This window comes from Pseudomonas bananamidigenes, from assembly GCF_001679645.1.
Taxonomy (GTDB): domain Bacteria; phylum Pseudomonadota; class Gammaproteobacteria; order Pseudomonadales; family Pseudomonadaceae; genus Aquipseudomonas; species Aquipseudomonas bananamidigenes.
This window is the reverse complement of record NZ_LRUN01000021.1, coordinates 1-22,760: the sequence shown is the minus strand read 5'-3', so window position 1 is coordinate 22,760 and position 22,760 is coordinate 1. Positions and strand designations below refer to the sequence as shown.

General features: G+C 59.3%; 24 protein-coding genes. 11 read left to right on the top strand and 13 right to left on the bottom strand.

Going from position 1 to position 22,760, the window contains the following annotated elements; all coding sequences use genetic code 11:
• Positions 1–82 precede the first annotated feature (82 nt).
• Positions 83–1,282, bottom strand: a complete 1,200-nt coding sequence (gene tyrS, locus BBF94_RS07905; RefSeq protein ID WP_065258486.1) for a tyrosine--tRNA ligase — start codon at positions 1,280–1,282, stop codon at positions 83–85.
• Positions 1,283–1,492: 210 nt separating this feature from the next.
• On the opposite strand from tyrS, the gene BBF94_RS07900 reads away from it, so the two are divergent.
• Both BBF94_RS07900 and BBF94_RS07895 read left to right on the top strand, forming a co-directional pair.
• A complete protein-coding gene (locus BBF94_RS07900) occupies positions 1,493–2,917 on the top strand; it encodes a peptidoglycan DD-metalloendopeptidase family protein (protein WP_065258485.1) in 1,425 nt (474 codons plus the stop codon).
• Between the two features lie 3 nt (positions 2,918–2,920).
• On the top strand, positions 2,921–4,012 hold the full coding sequence (locus BBF94_RS07895) for an anhydro-N-acetylmuramic acid kinase (protein ID WP_065258484.1): 1,092 nt from the start codon (positions 2,921–2,923) through the stop codon (positions 4,010–4,012).
• Positions 4,013–4,082: 70 nt separating this feature from the next.
• On the opposite strand, the gene erpA is transcribed toward BBF94_RS07895, so the two are convergent.
• Together erpA and argC are read right to left on the bottom strand one after the other, a co-directional pair.
• A complete protein-coding gene (gene erpA, locus BBF94_RS07890; protein ID WP_003228776.1) occupies positions 4,083–4,433 on the bottom strand; it encodes an iron-sulfur cluster insertion protein ErpA in 351 nt (116 codons plus the stop codon).
• Positions 4,434–4,599: 166 nt separating this feature from the next.
• Positions 4,600–5,634, bottom strand: a complete 1,035-nt coding sequence (argC, locus tag BBF94_RS07885) for an N-acetyl-gamma-glutamyl-phosphate reductase (RefSeq protein WP_065258483.1) — start codon at positions 5,632–5,634, stop codon at positions 4,600–4,602.
• 134 nt (positions 5,635–5,768) lie between these two features.
• Here argC and hemJ point away from each other — a divergent pair, with 134 nt between their 5' ends.
• From hemJ to coq7, 6 genes are all read left to right on the top strand, one after another.
• Positions 5,769–6,197 carry a protoporphyrinogen oxidase HemJ gene (gene hemJ / locus BBF94_RS07880; protein ID WP_065258482.1) on the top strand — a complete coding sequence of 143 codons (429 nt, stop codon included), beginning with the start codon at positions 5,769–5,771 and terminating at the stop codon, positions 6,195–6,197.
• Between the two features lie 33 nt (positions 6,198–6,230).
• Positions 6,231–7,199, top strand: coding sequence for an NAD(P)H-dependent flavin oxidoreductase (locus BBF94_RS07875; RefSeq protein WP_065258481.1), 969 nt, complete (start codon positions 6,231–6,233; stop codon positions 7,197–7,199).
• A gap of 91 nt (positions 7,200–7,290) precedes the next feature.
• Entirely contained in the window at positions 7,291–8,238 is a 948-nt protein-coding gene (locus BBF94_RS07870) for a DUF805 domain-containing protein (RefSeq protein WP_065258480.1), read from the top strand.
• Between the two features lie 61 nt (positions 8,239–8,299).
• Positions 8,300–9,088 carry an SDR family NAD(P)-dependent oxidoreductase gene (locus BBF94_RS07865; RefSeq protein ID WP_065258479.1) on the top strand — a complete coding sequence of 263 codons (789 nt, stop codon included), beginning with the start codon at positions 8,300–8,302 and terminating at the stop codon, positions 9,086–9,088.
• A gap of 80 nt (positions 9,089–9,168) precedes the next feature.
• Positions 9,169–9,507 carry a histidine triad nucleotide-binding protein gene (locus BBF94_RS07860; protein ID WP_003228789.1) on the top strand — a complete coding sequence of 113 codons (339 nt, stop codon included), beginning with the start codon at positions 9,169–9,171 and terminating at the stop codon, positions 9,505–9,507.
• 106 nt (positions 9,508–9,613) lie between these two features.
• Positions 9,614–10,261 carry a 2-polyprenyl-3-methyl-6-methoxy-1,4-benzoquinone monooxygenase gene (gene coq7 / locus BBF94_RS07855; RefSeq protein ID WP_065258478.1) on the top strand — a complete coding sequence of 216 codons (648 nt, stop codon included), beginning with the start codon at positions 9,614–9,616 and terminating at the stop codon, positions 10,259–10,261.
• A gap of 61 nt (positions 10,262–10,322) precedes the next feature.
• Here the strand turns inward: coq7 and speD are convergent, their stop codons facing one another.
• A complete protein-coding gene (gene speD / locus BBF94_RS07850; protein WP_007956315.1) occupies positions 10,323–11,117 on the bottom strand; it encodes an adenosylmethionine decarboxylase in 795 nt (264 codons plus the stop codon).
• Between the two features lie 237 nt (positions 11,118–11,354).
• Positions 11,355–11,777 (bottom strand): OsmC family protein, encoded by a 423-nt coding sequence (locus tag BBF94_RS07845; protein WP_065258477.1) that lies wholly within the window; start codon positions 11,775–11,777, stop codon positions 11,355–11,357.
• Positions 11,778–12,018: 241 nt separating this feature from the next.
• On the opposite strand from BBF94_RS07845, the gene crp reads away from it, so the two are divergent.
• Positions 12,019–12,663, top strand: coding sequence for a cAMP-activated global transcriptional regulator CRP (crp, locus tag BBF94_RS07840; RefSeq protein ID WP_065258476.1), 645 nt, complete (start codon positions 12,019–12,021; stop codon positions 12,661–12,663).
• A 10-nt stretch (positions 12,664–12,673) separates the two neighbouring features.
• Here crp and BBF94_RS07835 read toward each other — a convergent pair whose 3' ends face one another.
• The 4 genes from BBF94_RS07835 to BBF94_RS07820 all read right to left on the bottom strand — a co-directional run bounded on the left by BBF94_RS07835 (position 12,674) and on the right by BBF94_RS07820 (position 15,953).
• Positions 12,674–13,372 (bottom strand): lipoate--protein ligase family protein, encoded by a 699-nt coding sequence (locus BBF94_RS07835; protein ID WP_065258475.1) that lies wholly within the window; start codon positions 13,370–13,372, stop codon positions 12,674–12,676.
• Positions 13,373–13,467: 95 nt separating this feature from the next.
• Positions 13,468–14,304 carry an indole-3-glycerol phosphate synthase TrpC gene (trpC, locus tag BBF94_RS07830; protein ID WP_065258474.1) on the bottom strand — a complete coding sequence of 279 codons (837 nt, stop codon included), beginning with the start codon at positions 14,302–14,304 and terminating at the stop codon, positions 13,468–13,470.
• Positions 14,301–15,350, bottom strand: coding sequence for an anthranilate phosphoribosyltransferase (gene trpD / locus BBF94_RS07825; RefSeq protein WP_065258473.1), 1,050 nt, complete (start codon positions 15,348–15,350; stop codon positions 14,301–14,303). The genes trpC and trpD overlap by 4 nt, the downstream gene beginning before the upstream one ends.
• 9 nt (positions 15,351–15,359) lie before the next feature.
• Entirely contained in the window at positions 15,360–15,953 is a 594-nt protein-coding gene (locus BBF94_RS07820) for an aminodeoxychorismate/anthranilate synthase component II (RefSeq protein ID WP_065258472.1), read from the bottom strand.
• Here BBF94_RS07820 and BBF94_RS27945 point away from each other — a divergent pair.
• Both BBF94_RS27945 and estP read left to right on the top strand, forming a co-directional pair.
• The gene (locus BBF94_RS27945) at positions 15,934–16,254 is read left to right on the top strand and encodes a hypothetical protein (protein ID WP_176704432.1); all 321 of its coding nucleotides are present in this window, start codon (positions 15,934–15,936) and stop codon (positions 16,252–16,254) included. The genes BBF94_RS07820 and BBF94_RS27945 overlap by 20 nt on opposite strands.
• A 101-nt stretch (positions 16,255–16,355) precedes the next feature.
• Entirely contained in the window at positions 16,356–18,266 is a 1,911-nt protein-coding gene (gene estP / locus BBF94_RS07815; RefSeq protein ID WP_065258471.1) for an esterase EstP, read from the top strand.
• A 69-nt stretch (positions 18,267–18,335) separates the two neighbouring features.
• Here the strand turns inward: estP and trpE are convergent, their stop codons facing one another.
• The 4 genes from trpE to BBF94_RS07795 form a co-directional block, all read right to left on the bottom strand.
• The gene (trpE, locus tag BBF94_RS07810; RefSeq protein ID WP_065258470.1) at positions 18,336–19,814 is read right to left on the bottom strand and encodes an anthranilate synthase component I; all 1,479 of its coding nucleotides are present in this window, start codon (positions 19,812–19,814) and stop codon (positions 18,336–18,338) included.
• A gap of 71 nt (positions 19,815–19,885) precedes the next feature.
• Positions 19,886–20,704 (bottom strand): phosphoglycolate phosphatase, encoded by an 819-nt coding sequence (locus BBF94_RS07805; protein ID WP_065258469.1) that lies wholly within the window; start codon positions 20,702–20,704, stop codon positions 19,886–19,888.
• A complete protein-coding gene (gene rpe, locus BBF94_RS07800) occupies positions 20,701–21,375 on the bottom strand; it encodes a ribulose-phosphate 3-epimerase (protein ID WP_065258468.1) in 675 nt (224 codons plus the stop codon). The genes BBF94_RS07805 and rpe overlap by 4 nt, the downstream gene beginning before the upstream one ends.
• Positions 21,376–21,489: 114 nt before the next feature.
• Positions 21,490–22,638 (bottom strand): iron-containing alcohol dehydrogenase, encoded by a 1,149-nt coding sequence (locus BBF94_RS07795; protein WP_065258467.1) that lies wholly within the window; start codon positions 22,636–22,638, stop codon positions 21,490–21,492.
• Positions 22,639–22,760: the final 122 nt, after the last annotated feature.

Below are 22,760 nucleotides of genomic sequence, written 5' to 3'. Positions count from 1 at the left end.
AAGGAGTTTTCCGTTTCGACAGCGCCGGAAGTGGGGCGAATTATAGACATCTGAAATTCGCCGTCAACCCCTATTTTCAATTTTACTCGGATTTCAGCGTGATCCGCGCAAAAGCCTTCTTGCCAGCCTGGCAGACATGAGTCGCTCCAATTACATATATAAAGGAGCGATCAACAATCTCTCCATCAATACGCACACCACCAGAAGCCAGCAGGTCACGAGCAGCTGCAGAGTTCTTAACCAGCCCAGCCTTATTAAGGACAGCAGCAATGGGCATGTCTTCAGCAGCAGTCAACTCGATCTCTGGCAAATCATCCGGCAGCTCGCCATCCTTCATACGATTGCCTGCACCACGGTGAGCGCTGGCAGCAGCCTCCTCACCATGGAAACGAGCGACAATTTCTTCAGCCAGTTTGATCTTGATGTCGCGAGGATTGGCACCTGCCTCAACATCTGCACGGAACGCATTGATCTCATCCATCGACCGAAAGCTGAGCAGCTCGAAGTACCGCCACATCAATGCATCCGGAATCGAAACCAGCTTGCTGTACATGACACCTGGCGCTTCCTGGATACCAACGTAATTGCCCAAGGACTTGGACATTTTCTTCACGCCATCGAGCCCCTCAAGCAACGGCATCGTCAGAATGCACTGAGCTTCCTGACCGTAGCCACGCTGCAACTCACGCCCCATCAGCAGATTGAACTTCTGATCGGTTCCGCCCAGCTCCACATCAGCGCGCAAGGCAACCGAGTCGTAACCCTGAACCAACGGATAGAGGAATTCATGAATCGCGATCGGCTGATTGGTGCTATAGCGCTTGTCGAAATCATCACGCTCGAGCATACGGGCGACGGTGTACTGCGAGGTCAGACGAATGAAGTCCGCCGGCCCCATCTTGTCCATCCAGGTCGAATTGAATGCAACTTCGGTTTTTGCCGGATCGAGAATCTTGAACACCTGAGACTTGTAGGTCTCGGCATTTTCAAGAACCTGCTCGCGCGTAAGCGGAGGACGGGTGGCGCTCTTGCCACTCGGATCACCGATCATTCCGGTGAAATCACCAATGAGGAAGATCACTTGATGCCCCAGCTCCTGGAACTGGTGCAACTTGTTAATAAGGACAGTATGCCCAAGATGAAGGTCCGGCGCAGTTGGGTCGAAGCCAGCCTTGATTCGCAGCGGCTGGCCACGCTTGAGCTTTTCGATCAGCTCCGACTCGACCAACAGTTCTTCCGCACCACGTTTAATCAGCGCTAGCTGCTCTTCAACCGACTTCATAACAGACCCGCAAGGCTCAGATTCAAAGGGAACCAACCATACAAGATCGCGCACCAATTACAAGGTTTGCCCGGCACACGGATATCAATCCACAGACGAAGAGCCTGCGGACTTGCTTCAGCGATGATTTGGTTATATTTTATACAGTTATTTCATCTTCATCATGTCATTCATCTTTTCCAATTCATCTTTTCAAAGTCAAAATTACTTATGACCACTGAACCGTCTAAAGCGCCACCGCTTTACCCGAAGACCCACCTTCTTGCCGCAAGTGGGATCGCCGCCCTTCTCAGCCTGGCGCTCCTGGTATTTCCTTCCAGTGATGTTGAAGCCAAAAAGACGACCCTGAGCCTTGAACTGGAAAGTCCTGCTGAACAATTGACACAAGATCAAGACGCCGCCGAGGCGGTTCAAGCCACAAATGAGCCAGTAGCCTCGCCTTTCGCACAGATCGAAAACGGTGCGGATGACGCTCCCGAAACAGCCCAGGCCGCCCCCGTGACGGCACCGGTCGCTCCCGAAAAGAAGGCTCCAGGCCACAGGGAAGTGATCGTATCCAAGGGCGATACCCTTTCAACACTGTTCGAGAAGGTCGGCCTGCCTGCTGCAGCTGTACATGAAGTGCTCGCCAGCGATAAGCAGGCCAAGCAATTCAGTCAGCTCAAACACGGCCAGAAACTCGAATTCGAGCTCAATCCACAAGGCCAACTGACCAATCTGCACAGCAAGGTCAGCGACGTTGAAACCATCACCCTGACCAAGAACGACAAGGGTTATGTCTTCAACCGCGTTACCGCCAAGCCAACCGTTCGTACCGCCTATGTCCACGGCGTGATCAATAGTTCCCTGTCCCAGTCCGCCGCCCGCGCCGGCCTGTCCCACAGTCTGACCATGGATATGGCCAGCGTATTCGGCTACGACGTCGACTTCGCCCAGGATATCCGTCAGGGTGACGAGTTCGACGTGATCTACGAGCAGAAAGTGGTGAATGGCAAAGCCGTCGGCAACGGTCCGATCCTGTCCGCCCGCTTCACCAACCGCGGCAAGACCTACACCGCCGTGCGCTACACCAACAAGCAGGGCAACAGCAGCTACTACACCGCTGATGGCAACAGCATGCGCAAGGCGTTCATCCGCACCCCGGTAGACTTTGCCCGTATCAGCTCCAAGTTTTCCATGGGCCGCAAACACCCGATTCTCAACAAGATCCGCGCCCACAAAGGTGTCGACTACGCCGCTCCACGCGGTACGCCAATCAAGGCTGCCGGTGACGGCAAAGTACTGCTGGCTGGTCGTCGCGGTGGTTACGGCAACACCGTGATCATTCAGCACGGCAACACCTACCGTACGCTGTACGGCCATATGCAAGGCTTCGCCAAAGGCGTGAAAACCGGCGGTACCGTCAAGCAGGGCCAGGTGATCGGTTATATCGGCACCACCGGCCTCTCCACCGGACCGCACCTGCACTATGAGTTCCAGGTCAACGGCGTTCACGTCGACCCATTGGGCCAGAAGCTACCGATGGCCGATCCGATCGCCAAATCCGAGCGCGCGCGCTTCCTGGCACAGAGCCAACCGCTGATGGCCCGCATGGACCAAGAGAAGGCCACCATGCTGGCCTCGAGCAAGCGCTAAGCCATGGCTCTTTATATCGGCGTGATGTCCGGCACCAGTCTCGACGGTCTGGACATCGCCCTGATCGAGCAAACCTCGGCAATCAACCTGATCGCCACACATTACATCCCCATGCCTGAATCCCTGCGCGCCGAGCTGCTTGGCTTGTGCGCCAGCGGTCCCGACGAAATCGCCCGCTCGGCGATCGCCCAGCAGAACTGGGTAAAGCTTGCCGCCGAAGGTATCCACGCCCTGCTCGAGCAGCAACAACTCGCACCGCAAGCCATTCGCGCGATTGGCAGCCACGGCCAGACCATTCGCCACGAGCCTGCACGCGGCTTCACCGTACAGATCGGCAATCCTGCCCTGCTGACCGAGCTGACCGGGATTACCGTTGTCAGCGACTTCCGCAGTCGTGACGTGGCGGCCGGCGGCCAGGGCGCCCCTCTGGTTCCTGCCTTCCATGAAGCCTTGTTCGAAGAGCGTACCGGCAACCGTGCCGTTCTGAATGTCGGCGGTTTCAGCAATATCAGTCTGATCGAGCCGAACAAACCTGTAGCCGGATTCGACTGCGGCCCAGGGAATGTTCTGATGGATGCGTGGATTCACCGGGAGCATGGCGAGAACTATGATCGCAACGGTCAATGGGCAGCCAGCGGCAGAGTTGAGCCTGTTCTCCTCAATGCATTGCTGAGCGATCCGTTCTTCTCAACCAAAGGCCCGAAGAGCACCGGCCGGGAAGTGTTCAACCTGCCCTGGCTTGAACGGCAACTGTCGCGCTTGCCGCAGTTCGCCCCTGAAAACGTACAGGCAACATTGCTCGACCTGACGGCTCTGACCATCATCGAATCGCTGCAAAGTGCTCAATCGAACACTGAAGAGCTTCTGGTCTGCGGCGGCGGCGCCCACAACACTGCGCTGATGAAGCGCCTTGCCGACCTTCTTCCCAACGCGAAGGTCGCCAGCACCGCGACCCACGGCGTAGATCCGGACTGGGTCGAAGCCATGGCTTTCGCCTGGCTCGCCCATTGTTGCCTCGAAGGTATACGCGCCAATCGCCCCAGCGTCACTGGCGCCAAGGGGCTGCGCGTGCTTGGCGCCATCTATCCCAACTAGGACAAAATGCAAAAAAAACGCCGCAGAACGTGAAGTTCTGCGGCGTTTTATTGTGTACGGTAAGGCGAGATCAGATCGAGAACGAAGAACCGCAACCACAAGTCGTGGTGGCATTCGGGTTCTTGATCACGAAACGCGAGCCTTCCAGACCTTCCTGATAATCCACCTCGGCACCTGCCAGATACTGGAAGCTCATCGGATCGACCACCAGGCTCACACCTTCGCGTTCGACGATGGTGTCGTCCTCAGCCACATCTTCATCGAAGGTGAAGCCGTACTGAAACCCTGAACAACCGCCGCCCGTAACAAATACGCGCAGCTTCAAGCGATCATTCCCCTCTTCATCGACCAGGCTCTTCACCTTGTGCGCGGCACCCTGGGTGAATTGCAAAGCCGTGGGGGTGAAGGATTCGACGCTCATGCTGACTCTCTCCCGGCGTTACGCCGCCATAATGCGTGATGACGCGCATTATCCGCTTGTCCTAGAAAATCGGTCAACTATTGTTACGGTATATCAATAAAGCCATCGGCGACCCAAAATGCAAAAAGGCCCGTCAGACGGGCCTTTTCAGTCAGCAGGATCAGCTTTACGGCAACATGCCCGCGTGGGACAGGCCCAGACGCTCTTCCAGACCGAACAGAATGTTCATGTTCTGCACGGCCTGACCCGAAGCGCCCTTGACCAGGTTGTCGATCACCGACAGCACTACCACCAGATCGCCATCCTGGGGACGATGAACCGCGATACGACAGACGTTCGCACCACGCACACTGCGCGTTTCCGGATGGCTGCCAGCAGGCATCACATCGACGAACGGTTCATTGGCATAACGCTTCTCGAACAGCGCCTGCAAGTCCACCGAACGATCCGCCACGGTCGCGTAGAGCGTGGAATGAATGCCACGAATCATCGGCGTCAGGTGTGGCACGAAGGTCAGGCCGACATCCTTGCCCGCTGCACGACGCAGCCCCTGACGGATTTCCGGCAGATGACGGTGACCTTTCACCGCGTAAGCCTTCATGCTTTCCGACGTTTCGGAATACAGCGAGCCTACCGAAGCGCCACGACCGGCACCGCTGACACCGGACTTGCAGTCCGCGATCAGGTGCGAAGCATCGGCAATGCCCGCCTCGAGCAACGGCAGGAAACCCAGCTGCGTCGCGGTCGGATAGCAACCCGGTACCGCAATCAAGCGCGCCTTCCTGATCTGCTCACGATTGACTTCCGGCAAGCCGTAAACCGCTTCGTCCAGCAGCTCCGGCGCACCGTGCGGCTGCCCGTACCATTTGGCCCATTCATCAGCGTCCTGCAGACGGAAGTCCGCCGACAGGTCGATGACCTTGGTGCCCGCCGCCAGCAATTCACCGGCCAATGCATGAGCAACGCCGTGCGGAGTAGCGAAGAACACCACGTCGCAAGCGCCCAGGGTCTTGATGTCCGGGACCGTGAACGCCAGACCATCGTAGTGGCCGCGCAGGTTCGGGTACATGTCAGCCACGGCCAGACCGGCCTCGGATCGGGAAGTGATCACCACCACTTCTGCCTGCGGATGCTGTGCCAACAGACGCAGCAGTTCGACACCGGTGTAACCCGTGCCGCCGACGATACCGACCTTGACCATAAACCTGCCCTCAACGAACCCACTGGAAAGCCGTCGATAATAGGGGCCGCGCGCCCCTGCGACAACCGTCAAGGTGACGTGCGGACGCTCAAGCCTCTACTATCCGGCCTACCGTGAATGAGGGAAAACCAAAAATGCTCTATCTATGGATCAAAGCGCTGCATATCGTCAGCATCGTGTGCTGGTTTGCCGGACTGTTCTACCTGCCACGACTGTTCGTTTATCACGCGCAAAGTGAAGACGCGATCAGCAAAGAACGCTTCAGCGTCATGGAGCGCAAGTTGTATCGCGGCATCATGGGCCCGGCAATGATCTCCGCGCTGATCTTTGGCGGCTGGCTGATCTACCTGAACCCGGGCATCTTCAGCAGCGGCGGCTGGATCCATGCCAAGCTGACCCTGGTCGTGCTGTTGATCGGCTATCACCACATGTGCGGCGCGCAGGTAAAACGTTTTGCCCGTGGCGAGAACACCCGCAGCCATGTCTTTTATCGCTGGTTCAATGAAGTCCCGGTTCTGATATTGCTGGCTATCGTAATTCTGGTCGTGGTCAAGCCGTTCTAACCTCAATACGTTCAACTTTCCGGGGTACTTCCGATGTCGCTGCCCGCTTTGCTCGAACAACGTCTGCGTCTGCCCGTCGTGGCCGCGCCGATGTTCCTGATTTCCAATCCCGAACTGGTGCTCGCGTGCTGTCGCAACGGCGTGGTCGGCAGCTTTCCGGCGCTCAACCAGCGCGAAAGCAGCGGGTTCAAGGCCTGGCTGGAACAGATCGAAGCGGGGCTGGCGAGACTGGACAACCCGGCGCCTTATGCCGTGAACCTGATTGTTCACAAGAGCAATCCGCGTCTGGAGGCGGACCTGAACATCTGCGTAGAACACAAGGTCCCCATCGTCATCACCAGCCTCGGTGCGGTTAAGGAATTGGTCGATGCGGTGCACAGCTACGGCGGCCTGGTCTTTCACGACGTGACGACCCGCCGCCATGCGGAAAAAGCCGCGGAAGCAGGCGTCGACGGCTTGATCGCCGTTGCCGCCGGCGCCGGTGGCCATGCCGGCACCTGGAGCCCGTTCTCGCTGATCGCCGAGATTCGCCAGTTCTTCGACAAGACGCTGCTGCTTGCAGGATGTTTGAACCACGGCCATGAGATTCTCGCCGCACAGTTGCTCGGTGCGGATTTGGCCTACTTCGGTACGCGATTCATCGGTACGACCGAAAGTCATGCGCCCGACGCCTACAAGGAAATGCTGCTGACAGCCAAGGCAGCGGACATCATTCATACTCCTGCAGTGTCTGGCGTTCCGGCCAGCTTCATGCGTCAAAGCCTGGAGGCTGCCGGTTTCGACATGGCAGCACTGCAAGGCAGGGGTGAAGTGAACTTCGGCGAAAAACTCAAGCCGATCAACGATGAGGCCAAAGCCTGGAAGACCGTCTGGTCAGCCGGCCAAGGGGTTGGCCAGATCGACGATCTGCCAAGCGTGGATCAACTGATAGCACGCCTCGATGCCGAGTATCGCCGGGCCCTGGAACACGCGGCGCAACTTCCGGGCCGCTGGCCGCGCTGAAAGAATTTCGGCCAGTTGCTCTGACTGGCCTTACACTTGGCGGCTGCGACACGAATCAACTCAACTTTTTCACGACAAGGATGCCTCGGCCATGAGCGACCCCCGCTACAAGATCGTTTTCGACGGTGCCCTGCAGCCCGGTGTCGATATCACCACCGCCAAACTCAATCTGGCCGACCTGTTCAAGAGTGACGTGACCGCCATCGAGCGCCTGTTCAACGGTAGCCTCGTCGCCCTCAAACGCGACCTGTCGCACAGTGACGCCCAGGTTTATCTGCAGGCATTGGGCAAGACGGGGATCGACGCCCGGATCGAGCCGGACACCACCATCGAACTGAATCTGTCCGATGTGCAGGAACATTCCGCCCCCGTGACAGAGCCCGACTCTCCCTACGCCCCGCCCCGGGCCAATGTCGGTGAGCAACAGGCGGAATTCGCCACGCTCAAGCCGCTGAGTGCAGAAGGCCGGATCGGCCGCCTTCGCTACCTGGCATGGTCGATGGTGCTGAGTCTGGTGACCCTGCCGATCGTGAGCGTACTGGCGTTGATCGGCCTGGGCCTGGTAAGCACCGATTCGACCTCGGGGCTGATCATCGGCGGTATCTTTGCTTTCTTCCTGTTTCTGGCCTTCGCGATCATCGGCATCCTGTTCAGCATTCAGCGTCTGCACGACATCGGCTGGTCCGGATGGTTATGGCTGTTGACTCTGGTTCCGTTCGTGGGCAGTTTCTTTCCGCTGGTGATCATGGTCGTGCCGGGCAATGACGGCGCCAATCGTTATGGCCCGCCACCCCCACCGAACAGCACCGCCGTCAAAGTGCTCTGTTCCCTTTGGATCGTCTTCATCGGCCTGTTCTTTGTCGGTGGCCTGCTGGGCGGTATTTCCGCCATTCAGCAGGAATACGAAACCAGTCTTGAAAGCAGTTATGAAAGCGGTTCGGTGACGGCCGATGAGGTCGATGTGGGGGTCGAACCAGCGAATTCAGCCGAGGATGCAGCCGAAGCCCCACCCGCCCCTGTAGACTCTGCGAAAGAATGAACAGCGCTCCCTGCCGTGACACCTGCGTCCACGGCGGGGAGCTGTTGCGATGGAGAACTGCATGACCCGTTACGCTCTGATCACTGGCGCCTCCAGCGGCATCGGCCTGGCCATGGCCGAAGCTCTGGCCCGCCGTGGCCGCAGTCTGATTCTGGTGGCCCGACAGCGTGACCAACTGGAAAGTATTGCAATCGAACTGACCCAGCGCTTCGGCGTGGAGGTGTTGTTCCGGGCCTGCGATCTGGGCGAGCCGCTGCGTCTGTCCGGTTTTCTGCTGGAACTTGAAGAAGGCGACCGGCAGATCGATCTCCTGGTGAACTGCGCCGGCATCGGTACGTGCGGTCCGTTCCTGGCCCAGGACTGGATGACCGAACAGGATCTGATCGAAGTGAACATCCTCGCCCTGACGCGCCTGTGCCACGCCATCGGCAACAGCATGGCCCTGCAGGGTGGCGGGCAGATTCTCAACGTGGCGTCGGTAGCCGCGTTCAATCCCGGCCCGTGGATGAGCACCTACTACGCCAGCAAGGCCTACGTCCTGCATTTTTCCGAAGCACTGCGGGTAGAACTGAAAAAATGCGCAGTGAAAGTCTCGGTACTATGCCCGGGCCCCACACGCACCGGATTCTTCCGCACGGCACAACTGAACAACGAAAAACTCAATGCCAGCAATCTGCTGATGAGTCCCGAGGAAGTCGCGCTGTATACCGTGCGCGCCCTGGAAAAAAACCGCGCGATCATCATTCCCGGCCGGCGGAACCGCTGGTTCGCCTTCCTGCCGCGGCTGGGTTCGCGCTGGCTCAATCGCACCATCGTCGGCATGGTCAACAAAGCTTACTGCCCACGCTGAAGGGCGGACAGGCAAACGGCTGGGCGCGGTGATCCCTCGTGGGTACACTCGACCCGGCTCAAACAACGGAGAAAACAGCTGTGGATACTCTGTTCACCAAGATCATCAACCGGGAAATCCCGGCGAAGATCATCTACGAGGACGACCAGGTTCTGGCGTTCCACGACATCGCCCCGCAGGCACCTGTGCATTTTCTGGTCATCCCGAAAAAACCGGTGCGCACGCTCAACGACCTGACCGAAGACGACAAGGCACTGGCCGGACATATCCTGTTCACCGCCCAGCGTCTGGCACTGGAACTGGGTTGCGAGGAAGGCTTCCGGGTGGTGATGAACTGCAATGAAAAGGGTGGACAGACCGTCTACCACATTCATATGCATGTACTCGGTCAGCGCCAGATGAACTGGCCACCGGGTTGATCGCCCTGCAAATCAGTGGGAGCGCCCTGCTCCCACATGACCCAGCGCAAACCTTCCCCGGCCGATTCGGTTAAACTGGCCGCCGAGATTCTTCCCGGAGGTCAGCATGACTACCCAACGTCACTACTCGCCAATCGACCGTCTTCTGCTGCAAGCCGATGCCGCGATGCGGACCCTGCTGCCCTTCAGTGGCCAGCCGTACCGCCCGTCGCCGGCCATCCTGCAACCCGATGCACAGATGAGCGATGAAGACACCCGTCATGTCGCCGGCCTGATGCGCATCAACCATACCGGAGAAGTCTGCGCCCAGGCGCTGTATCAGGGCCAGGCCCTGACCGCCAAGCTGCCCCAGGTGCGGGAAGCCATGGAGCACGCGGCCGAAGAAGAGATCGATCACCTGGTCTGGTGCGAACAACGCATTCATCAGCTGGGCAGTCACACCAGCGTGCTTAATCCGCTGTTCTATGGCATGTCGTTCGGGATCGGGGCAGTCGCCGGGTTGATCAGCGACAAGGTCAGCCTCGGTTTTGTCGCAGCCACCGAACATCAGGTATGCAAGCACCTCAACGAGCATCTGGAGCAACTGCCGGTCGAGGATGAGAAGTCCCGGGCGATTCTGGAACAGATGCGTATCGATGAAGAACATCACGCAGAAAGTGCACTGGAGGCAGGCGGTTTCCGCTTCCCGGCACCGGTGAAATTCGGCATGAGTCTTTTGGCCAAAGTGATGACCAAAAGCACCTACCGAATCTGAAAAACGCCCATAAAAAAGGCGACTGCCGCAAAGCAGTCGCCTTTTTTTGTGCCAGGAATTCTTAGCTCGGCATATTGCGTGCGTAGAAGATCTCCAGCATTTCGTGTTTCACACGCTCGGTCACCTGAGCACGCTGCTCGGACGACAGGTTGCTGGTGGCATCGCCGAACAGGTAGTTATCCAGTTCGAAGTTCTTCAGCAGCATTTTGGTGTGGAACAGGTTTTCCTGGTACACGTTCACGTCGGTCATCTGGTACGCGTCGCGGGTGTCTTCGGAAAGGTAGTTCTGGATCGAGTTGATCTCGTGATCGATGAAGTGCTTGTTGCCCTCAACGTCACGGGTGAAGCCGCGCACACGGTAATCCACGGTCACGATGTCCGAATCGAACTGGTGAATGAGGAAATTGAGCGCTTTGAGCGGTGAAATGACACCACAGGTCGACACGTCGATGTCCACACGGAACGTCGCAATACCGGCGTCCGGATGGATTTCCGGGTAGGTATGCACCGTGATATGACTCTTGTCGAGGTGGGCCAGGATGATTTCCGGCAGCGGACCCGGGGACTCTTCGATCTGGCTTTCGGTCGGGGTGACCGGTTCTTCCGAGATCAGAATCGTGACGCTGGCACCCTGAGGCTCATAGTTCTGACTGGCAATGTTCAGAATATTGGCACCAATGATTTCGACAACTTCCGTGAGAATCTGCGTCAGGCGTTCGGCGTTGTACTCTTGATTGATGTACTCGACGTAAGCCTGCTGGTCCTGCGGGGTTTCCGCGTAGCAGATGTCATAGATGTTGAAGCTCAAGGTCTTTGTCAGGTTGTTGAACCCGTGGAGCTTGAGTTTGCTTTTCACCGTTAAAAACTCTCTATGTATGCGGCCCGGCCGCGTGATCAAGCATGCCCGTCAAGTGCGAACGACGCACCTGCGTAGGACGGTTAACACCTCTTCGCGATGGCGATTTTGGTTATCTGTTCAGGCGGATGATCCGTCGGCTGACCGATCACTGCCCTGAAAAAAGTGGCGCATTATGCAGACGTCAGCGGGGGATCGCCAGAGTCTGCACTGCTTTTATGATAGTTGAATGTCGGCTCAGCCGAGTTCGACGATTTCGTAGTCGTGGGTGATCGCCACGCCGGCCGCGCCGAGCATGATCGAGGCCGAGCAATACTTCTCCGCCGACAGCTCGATGGCACGTTTGACCTGGGCTTCCTTCAGGCCACGGCCCTTGACCACGAAGTGCATATGGATCCTGGTAAACACCTTCGGATCTTCGGTCGCGCGTTCGGCGTCCAGAAACGCTTCGCAGCTTTCAACGGCCTGACGGGCCTTCTTCAGGATGCTGACCACATCGAAGTTGCTGCAACCGCCAACGCCCAGCAGGAGCATTTCCATCGGGCGGACACCCAGGTTACGACCACCGGCGTCCGGCGGACCGTCCATGACCACGACATGACCGCTGCCGGATTCGCCAAGGAACATGGCTTCGCCAGCCCATTGGATGCGTGCCTTCATCGCCGAGACTCCACTGTAGAAAAAAGGGTCGCCAGCTTAGCACAGGGAGCCGGTTTGGCTGCGAGGGCCGTTCCTAGGACCGATGCCGCGACCGCGTAGGTAATTTCTCGAATTTTCGACGAAGTGTCTGGTAAGCTGGCGCCAATTCACTGGCGCCTCAAGCCGCCGGTATTTGTAGCGATCGCCTCAGCGCCTCATATAAAAACCAAATATAACCGTGCAGTCTTTTCGGGATACAACCATGGTTGGTATTACCCCCACACCCAAAATCAAGAACCTCGACAAGCTGCTGATGCATTGCCAGCGCCGGCGCCATGCGGCCAAGAGCAACATCATCTGCGCCGGGGATCGCTCGGACACGTTGTACTTCATCATCCGCGGCTCGGTCACGATCCTGATCGAGGACGACGACGGCCGCGAGATGATCATCGCTTATCTGAATGCCGGCGACTTCTTCGGCGAGCTGGGCCTGTTCGAACAGGCCGGCCAGGAACAGGAGCGCAGTGCTTGGGTGCGGGCCAAGGTCGAGTGCGAAGTCGCAGAAATCAGCTACGCCAAATTCCGTGATCTGTCGCAGCAGGATCCAGACATTCTTTACGTGCTCAGCGGACAAATCGCACAACGCCTGCGCAACACCACGCGCAAGGTCGGCGATCTGGCGTTCTTCGATGTCACCGGCCGTGTGGCCCGCTGCCTGCTGGAACTGTGCAAGCAACCCGACGCGATGACCCACCCTGATGGCATGCAGATCAAGGTGACCCGTCAGGAAATCGGGCGCATCGTCGGTTGTTCACGGGAAATGGTCGGTCGCGTACTCAAGGATCTTGAGGAACGCAACCTGGTGGACGTGAAAGGCAAGACCATGGTGGTCTTCGGCACACGCTGAGTTACGAAACTCAGCTGGTGTAGATCTGCGCCAACATCAAACGAAAGAGCTCATCGAGACGCGTCAAGGCATCGGGCGCGGGAAATTTTTCATGCAGGGCAATGTGGCTCGCGGCACGCACCCGTTGCTCCAGACCACATGCCTCGTTGAAACGATTGACCGCCGCGACCATCGACTCGCGCTCGTCATCCACCAGCATCGCACCATGCACCAACCCTACCGGGCGCTGACCGCCCTGACTCTGGCGCCAGCGCTGAGCGGTGCCCACCACCTTGCGGCCGTCCAGGTTGACGTTGAAACGACCGTCGCAGAACGCGCCGTCGATTTCACCCAGCGACGAAGTGCCGCCCAACTCATCCAGCAACTGACAGATCGGATCACACAGACGCCGGTAACCGGTTTCGATGCGGTTCAGATCGCCTTCGCTGCGAGGCGGTGCATAGACCAGAGCGATGTTGACCGTCGAAGCCGATTGCGGGACAGGCTCGCCACCGGTTTCACGCAGCAACACTGGCCAGCCGGCAGCGGCGGAGATTTCACAGGCATGATCGAATCCGGGGAGGCGGTTCAAACGGCGCGGCATGACCAACGCGCGATCGCTCGGTTGCCAGAACAGCAGACCGAATTCGGCATCACCGGCGCAAACCGAGGCCAGCAGATCCTGCTCGGCTTGCAGACCGGCTTCGATGGTCAGGGAAGTGGGGATCATAAGGTTTCCATAGGACGTTGAGCCTGAGGTGAATCTTATGTTGCCTTCGCGGGCAAGCCCGCTCCCACAGGGAGACGGGCGCCTGCGAGAGTCGATCAGTCGAGGGTCGAACCGCTCACTGGAACACCGCGCTCCGGGAAGAACAGACGCTGCAGTTCAACGCCCGGGCTTTCAGCGCGCATGAACGCTTCACCCACCAGGAAGGCGTAAACATCGCTGATTTCCATCAATTCGACATCGGCACGGTTGAGAATCCCGCTTTCGGTGACCACCAGGCGATCGCGCGGAATGCGTGGCAGCAGGTCAAGGGTGGTTTCCAGGCTCACGTCGAAAGTGTGCAGGTTGCGGTTGTTGACCCCGACCAGTGGCGTATCGAGGGTTTTCAACGCGCGCTCCAGTTCATCGCCGTCATGGACTTCCACCAGCACATCGAGGCCGACCCCTTTGGCCACCGAAGCCAGCTCGGCCATTTTCACGTCATCCAGCGCGGAAACGATCAACAGCACGCAATCAGCGCCCAGCGCACGGGCTTCGACGATCTGGTACGGATCGATCATGAAGTCCTTGCGGATCACCGGCAGCGAGCATGCAGCGCGGGCCTGTTGCAGGTACGCGTCGGCACCCTGGAAGTAATCGATGTCGGTCAGCACCGACAGACAGGTCGCCCCGCCCTTTTCATAGCTTTTTGCGATGTCGGCGGGAACGAAATTCTCGCGGATCACGCCTTTGCTCGGCGAAGCCTTCTTGATTTCGGCAATCACCGCCGGTTGTTTTTTCTTGGCCTGCGCCAGCAACGCCTGGGCAAAACCGCGAGGTGCATCGGCCGTCTTGGCCAGACTTTCCAGCTCGCTCAGGCTCACACGGGCGCTACGCTCGGCGACTTCCTGAACCTTGCGGGCCAGAATGTTTTCCAGAACCGTCGGTACACTCATCCCTCATTCTCCACTTTGAATACCGCGGTAAAGGCACCCAGCTCCTCGAGTTTTTCCCGAGCAAGGCCGGTGTGCAGAGCGTCGTGGGCCAGCGCCACGCCTTCTTTCAGACTGGTCGCCAGATCGGCAGCGTAAAGCGCCGCACCGGCATTGAGCACGATCATTTCGGCAGCCTTCTGACCGTTTTCGGTCTTGCGCTTGCCCAGTGCATCGCGGATCAGCGCCAGCGAAGCCTCCGGACCTTCGACCGAAAGGCCGTGCAGACTCTGGCTCTTCATGCCCAGATCTTCCGGCTCGATCCAATATTCAGTGATTTCGTTGTTCTTCAGCTCGGCCACATAAGTCGGGGCAGCGAGGCTGAATTCGTCCAGACCATCCTTCGAATGCACCACCAGCACATGCTTGCTGCCCAGGCGCTGCAAGACTTCGGCCAATGGCCGGCACAGTGCCTGGGTGAATACACCGACGACCTGATGTTTGACGCCGGCCGGATTCGTAAGCGGGCCGAGCATGTTGAACAGGGTACGCAGGCCAAGATCGCGGCGCGGACCGGCGGCGTACTTCATGGCTGTGTGATGGGTCTGGGCAAACATGAAACCGATGCCGACGTTGTCGATGCAACGCGCCACCTGAACCGGCGTCAGGTTGAGGTAAATGCCGGCGGCTTCCAGCAAGTCGGCGCTGCCGCTCTTGCCCGACACTGCACGATTGCCGTGCTTGGCCACGGTGCAGCCGGCAGCGGCAACGACAAACGCCGAGGCCGTGGAAACGTTGAAAATATTCGCGCCGTCACCGCCGGTGCCGACTACATCGACCACGCCGTCGAGAGTCTTGAGCTCGACCTGGTCCGCCAGCTCGCGCATCACCGACACTGCGCCGACGATTTCGTCGATGCTCTCGCTCTTCATGCGCATGGCCATCATGAACGCGCCGATCTGCGCGTCGGTGCATTGGCCGGTCATGATTTCGCGCATCACGTCGCGCATTTCTTCGGTGCTGAGGTCGAGGTGATCGACGATACGGCTCAGGGCTGTCTTGATATTCATGGAAAGTCCTTAGCGCGTGCCGCCGGTTTGTTTGAGGAAATTGGCGAACAGTTCATGGCCCTGTTCGGTGAGGATCGATTCCGGGTGGAACTGTACGCCCTCGATGTTCAGTGCCTTGTGACGCAGGCCCATGATTTCGTCGACCGAGCCGTCATCGTGCTGCGTCCAGGCAGTCAGTTCCAGGCAATCAGGCAAAGTCTCGTGCTTGACAATCAGGGAGTGATAGCGGGTGACGGTCAACGGACGATTCAGACCGGCAAATACACCCTTGTCCTCGTGGAATACCGGACTAGTCTTACCGTGCATCACTTGCCGGGCACGCACCACATCACCACCAAAGGCCTGGCCGATGGACTGGTGGCCGAGGCACACGCCGAGGATCGGCAGTTTGCCGGCGAAGTGTTTGATGGCATCGATGGAAATGCCGGCTTCAGTCGGCGTGCACGGACCGGGGGACACCACGATGCGCTCCGGGTTGAGCGCTTCGATTTCGGCAATGGTCAACTCGTCGTTGCGCACGACCTTGACCTCGGCACCCAGCTCGCCGAGGTATTGCACAACGTTGTAGGTAAAGGAGTCGTAGTTGTCGATCATCAGCAACATGGCGTTTCGAACCTCTTTAATTCTGAATTTGAAACAGCCTTCAGATGACTTGACCGGACGCTGCACGGTGTCGGACGCGCAAGTGGCGACGGCAACGCGGCATTTCAAACGGGCAAGGAAGGCAGAGCGATACAGATCCGGCAAGGCCGGCAGAAAAGATTCAGGCGCGCCAACGCCAGCGGGCGTGGGCCTTGATGACTTGATCCAGAAGTTTGCTGACGATCAACACGGGAAAGGTCTCATTCATACGTCTCGGCACAGTAACTTAGCTGGGCAGAGCGTGCAATATGGCCGGACCTGAAGGGGGAAAACTATGGGAGGGTTGACGACCGATGGCAAAACGCCGGATGTTTTTGGTACTGTCGTTTCGTTCCATACAACAATAAATAAACGGACTTGCTCATGATCAAACAGACATTGTTTGTACCGCTTGCCGGATGCCTGCTCGCACTGGCCTGCGCCCAGGCGAATGCAGCACCCAACCCTTATTCGAATTTCATCGTGTTCGGCGACAGTCTCAGCGACGCCGGGACATTTTCCGATCCGGACGGTCCGGCCGGCTCGGTCAAACGGTTCACCAACCGCACCGGTCCGAATTACCAGGACGGCAGCGGCGAGTTCTACTCGCTGAACGCCACCCAACTGCTCGGAGGTCGCCTGGGCTTCACACCGGACCAGACCGCCTCCGCCGACTCGGCAGTACGTGCCGGTCAGGGGCTGCCGGATGGTAACAACTGGGCCGTGGGTGGTTACCGCACCGATCAGATTCTCGATTCGATCACCAGCACATCCGCCAACGACGAGCGCACCCGCGCCGGTTATCTGCCGTCGAACGGTTTCCGGGCCGATCCGAATGCCCTGTATTACCTGACCGGGGGCGGCAACGACTTCCTTCAGGGCCGTGTTACCAGCCTGCCTCAGGCCAACGCCGCCGCCGACCGACTGGTCGACAGTGTGCGCACCCTGCAAGGCGCGGGTGCCCGCTACATCATGGTCTGGCTGTTGCCGGACATCGGCCTGACCCCAGCCATCAACGGATCGCCGCTGCAAGCCTTCACCTCACAGCTCAGTGCTCAGTTCAACACCGAGCTGGTGAGTCAGTTGCAGACCGTCGGCGCCAACGTGATCCCGCTGAACGTGCCGGTGCTGCTCAAGGAAGCGTTTGCCAACCCGGCGCAGTTCGGCCTGGCCACCGACCAGAATCTGGTCGCCACCTGCTTCAGCGGCAGCGGTTGCACCGAAAACGCCCGCTACGGGATCAACAGCGCCACGCCGGATCCGACCAAGCTGATCTACAACGACGCGGTGCACCCGACCGAAGCCGGCCAACGTTTGATCGCCGACTACGCCTACTCGTTGCTGGCCGCCCCGTGGGAACTGACGCTGCTGCCGGAAATGGCCCAGGGCACCCTGCGCGCGCATCAAGACGAATTGCGCAATCAATGGCTGGCCGACTGGGAAAACTGGCAAGGCGTCGGCCAGTGGCGGGCGATTGTCTCCGCCGGCGGCCAGCATCAGGACTTCGACGACCAGCACGCCGGGGCCAGCGCCGACGGCAACGGTTATAACCTGAATATCGGTGGCAGTTATCGCCTCGACGACGCCTGGCGCGTCGGTGTGGCGGCGGGTTTCTATCACCAGAAAATCGAAGCCGGCGACAACGACTCCGAGTACAAGCTCAATTCCTACATGGGCACCGCATTCGCCCAGTACCAGCAAAACCGCTGGTGGGGTGACCTGGCCGTTACCGCCGGGCATCTGGACTACGACAGCCTGAAGCGCAAGTTCCAGCTCGGGGTCAATGAACGCGGCGAGAAAGGCGATACCGACGGCTACGTACTGGCCATCGGCGGCCGCGTCGGCTACGACATCGCGCCAGAGGCCAGCAGCCCATGGCACCTGTCGCCATTCGTCAGCGCGGACTTCGGCAAGGTGGAAGTGGACGGTTATTCGGAGAAAGGCGCAGATTCCACGGCACTGACCTTCGACGACCAGTCGCGCAACTCCCGTCGTCTCGGCCTGGGTATTCAGGGTAAATACCAGATCACCGCACAGACCCAGGTCTTCGGCGAATTCGCCCATGAGCGCGAATACAACGACGACGCTCAGGATCTGACGATGAACCTCAACAGCCTGCCGAACAATCGCTACACCCTGGAAGGCTACACACCGCAGACCAACCTGAACCGCCTGAACCTGGGCGTCAGCCACAACCTCACCAAAGAAGTCGCCCTTCGTGCCAGTTACAACATCCGCAAGGATGACGACTTTACCCAGCAAGGGATCAATGTTGGCGTCAGTCTCGACTTCTGATCAGAAGGCCATAAAAAACGCGGCGCCCTCACAGGCGCCGCGTTTTTTTATGGCTGATCCCCCCGTCACTCAGTCCGGGGTTTGCTCAGCCAGTGCAACAGCCCGGAACATCGCCCGACGCTTGTTGATGGTTTCTTCCCATTCCAGCGCCGGCACCGAGTCGGCAACGATGCCGCCACCGGCCTGCACGTGCAGCTCACCGTTCTTGATCACGGCAGTGCGGATCGCAATCGCGGTGTCCATGTTGCCGTTCCAGGCGAAGTACCCGACCGCGCCGCCATACACGCCACGCTTGACCGGTTCTAGTTCGTCGATGATTTCCATCGCGCGGATCTTCGGTGCGCCGGACAAAGTGCCCGCCGGCAGAATCGCCCGCAGTGCATCCATGGCGGTCAGGCCTTCCTTCAACTGGCCGGTCACGTTGGACACGATGTGCATCACGTTGGAATAACGCTCGATGACCATTTTCTCGGTGAGTTTCACCGAGCCGATCTCTGAAACACGCCCGGTGTCGTTGCGACCGAGGTCGATCAGCATCAGGTGCTCGGCGATCTCCTTGTCGTCGGACAGCAGGTCTTCTTCGAGCGCCACGTCGGCCTCTTCGGTGGCCCCGCGCGGACGGGTGCCGGCAATCGGGCGCACGGTGATCAGGTTGTCTTCGACCCGCACCAGCACTTCCGGCGAACTGCCGACGACGTGGAAATCGCCGAAGTTGAAGAAGTACATGTACGGCGTCGGGTTGAAGCAACGCAACGCGCGGTACAGATCGATCGGCGCCGCCTTGAAGTCGATCGACATGCGCTGGGACGGTACGACCTGCATGCAGTCACCGGCGAGGATGTATTCCTTGATGGTGTCGACGGCTTTTTCGTAGTCGTCCTGAGTGAAACTGGAGCGGAACACTGGCTCAGTCGCCTGCGGCTTGCTGAAGTCCAGGCCACGACGCGGGGTGATCGGCTGGCGCAGCTTTTCCAGCAATTCCTGCAATTGCGCCTGACCCTGCTCGTAGGCATCGGCCTGCGCCGGGTCGGCCAGCACGATGGCGTGCATCTTGCCGGCGAGGTTGTCGAACACCACCACTGCATCGGAGACCATCAGCAGGATGTCCGGCACACCCAGCGGATCCGGGTTCGGGCATTTGCCCAGACGCTTCTCTACATAACGCACGCAGTCGTAACCGAAGTAACCCACCAGGCCGCCGTTGAACCGCGGCAGGCCGGCGATGGTCGGCACGTTGTAGCGGGCCTTGAAGGTTTCGACGAAGGCCAGCGGATCTTCGACGTCATGGCTTTCGGTCTCGATGCCATCTACGGTGATGCTGACGTGATGATCATGAACCCGCAGCACGGTGCGGCACGGCAGGCCGATGATCGAGTAACGGCCCCATTTCTCGCCACCCTGCACCGATTCGAGCAGGTAGGAATTGGGCTGGTCGGCCAGTTTCAGGTAGATCGACAGCGGCGTGTCGAAGTCGGCCAGGGTTTCACAGGCCAGCGGAATGCGGTTGTAGCCGTCAGCGGCCAGTCGCAGGAATTCTTCGCGGATCATAAATTGCCTCGTGGTGTGAGGTGCAAATCAGTCAGGTAGGCAAACGCGCCGGCAGGCCGGCCAGGAACAAGTCAGGCGCGCCAACGCCAGCGGGCCAGGGCCTTGATGACTTTCATCCAGAGTTTGCGGGTAACCACCACGATGGCGTTTCCAGAAGGGGATTGAGAAGCGTCGGGCAACGTTATCTCAGCGGCCGTATCCAGGCAACCGGGAATTAGCTTGCGCAGATCGTCGATCACCAGCGCCGGGGATTCCTCGGCAATCGGCCGGCCATGGTTGTAGCCATAACTCAGCGCCACGCACTTGACCCCCGCCGCTTTCGCCGCCAGCACGTCGCTGCGCGAATCACCGACGAACAGCGATTGCGAGGCCGGAATGCCGGACATCTTCATGACGAAGAACAGCGCCGCCGGATCGGGCTTCTTCTGCGGCAGGGTATCGCCGCCGATGATCCACTTGAAATAGCGGCCGATCTTCATCTGATCCAGCAACGGCGCGACGAAGCGCTCCGGTTTGTTGGTGATCAGCGCCATGGCCACGCCCTGCTTGTGCAGCCATTTCAGGGTGTCGCGCACGCCGGGATAGACCACGGTCAGCTCATGGCTGGCGCCGTAGGCTTCCATGAACACTTCCAGCGCATGTTCGGCTTCCACATCATCCACGGAAGAATGATCGATGCCGCCGGCCAGCGCCCGGCGCACCAGCACCGGCGCGCCATTGCCGACCCATTCGCGTACGGATTCGATACCGGCAGGCTTGCGCCCGAGAGTGAGCAGCATGTTATCCACCGCCGCCGCCAGGTCGGGTACCGAATCGATCAGCGTGCCATCCAGATCGAACATCACCAGCCTTGGCAGTTGCCCCGGGAACAGCTGCTCGAATCCACTCATGGGCGGGCCAGCGCCAGTTCGGAACGCATCTTGTCGATGACTTCCTGATAGTTCGGCGCATTGAAGATCGCCGAGCCGGCGACAAAGGTGTCGGCGCCGGCAGCAGCGATTTCACGGATGTTGTTGACGTTGACGCCGCCGTCGATTTCCAGGCGGATGTCACGGCCCGAGGCATCGATGATCGCGCGGGCTTCGCGCAGCTTGTCGAGGGTGCCGGGGATGAATTTCTGCCCGCCGAAGCCCGGGTTGACGCTCATCAGCAAGACCATGTCGACCTTGTCGATCACGTACTTGAGCACGTCCAGCGGGGTCGCCGGGTTGAACACCAGGCCGGATTTGCAGCCGCCTTCACGGATCAGTTGCAGCGAACGATCGACGTGCAGCGTGGCTTCCGGGTGGAAGGTGATGTAGGTGGCGCCGGCCTCGATGAAGTCGCCGACGATGCGATCCACCGGGCTGACCATCAGGTGCGCGTCGATCGGTGCGGTGACGCCGTACTTGCGCAGCGCGGCACAGACCATCGGGCCGATGGTGAGGTTCGGTACGTAGTGGTTGTCCATGACATCGAAGTGAACGATGTCGGCACCGGCGGCCAGAACGTTGTCCACTTCCTCGCCCAGGCGGGCGAAGTCGGCGGAAAGAATCGACGGGGCAATAAGGAAGGGCTGCATGACGCACCTTTTCTGAGCTAAATCACGATGGCGCGCATTGTATACCTCAAGTTTCCGCGCGCGCACCGTGACCGCGATGATTGGGTTGTGCCATGACCGATGACCGGCGGGTTCTCAGTACGCCACCCGATAGATCTTCTCGATGTCGGCAGCGCTGAGCTTGCGCGGGTTGTTACGCATCAGGCGCTCTATTCCCGCAGCCTCTACCGCCATCGCCGGGATCGCCTCTTCGGGCACGCCGAAACTGCGCAGCCCCTGCGGGATTTCTACCGCTGCACACAGCTCGGCCATCGCCGCGACGGCGCAGTCGGCGGCGTCATTGAGACTCAGATGAGCGGTCTTCACCCCCATGGCTTCGGCGATATCCTGCATCCGTTCGACACAGGCCATTTTGTTCCAGGTCATGACATACGGCAGCAACAGCGCATTGCTTACACCATGGGCAATGTTGAAACGCCCGCCCAGCGGATACGCCAGCGCATGCACCGCGCCGACTCCGGCATTGCCGAACGCCATGCCGGCCATCAGGCTGGCGGTGGCCATGTCTTCCCGGGCCTGCACATTGGAAGGATTGGCATAGGCCTTTGGCAATGACCGGGCGATCAGCTTGATTGCGCCGATGGCCAGCGAATCGGTGATCGGCGAAGCATTCAGCGACAGGTAGGATTCGATGGCATGCACCAGCGCATCGACGCCACTGGCGGCGGTGACGCTGCGCGGGCAAGTCAGGGTCATTTGCGGACTGACCAGCGCCACGTCAGGTAACAGATAGTCGCTGACGATGCCTTTCTTCAACTGGGCGACCTTGTCCGAAAGAATCGCCACGTTGGTCACCTCGGAACCGGTGCCGGCCGTGGTCGGAATGGCAATCAGCGGCGGACCTTTGCGCGGCACCTGATCGACGCCGAACAGATCTTCCAGCGCGCCGTGATAACCGGCATAGGCGGCAACGCTCTTGGCAATGTCGATGGCACTGCCACCGCCGAGGCCGATCAGCCCGTCATGCCCGCCTTCGCGATAGACACGCATGCAGTCCTCGACGATGGCAATTTCCGGATCCGGCAGCACCCGGTCGAAGATTTCGTATTCGCGCTCGCCGATCTGTGCCAGCGCCAGCGCCACCGTGCCGGACTTGACCAGCGCGGCATCGGTGACGATCAGCGGGTTATCGATGTCCAGCCGCGTGAGCTCGGCCGCCAGTTGCTCGATGGCCCCGGCGCCGGTGATCAGTTTGTGAGCGATCTTGAAGGAGGAAAGACTCATCGTGCGCAGCCTCTTATAGATGTGGGAGCTGAGCACAAGCGTAGCTGGGGAATCGGGGTTGTCTGTCATTCAGGGTGTGAATGACGGAGGCAAGATCAAGAACGCCCTCACCCTAACCCTCT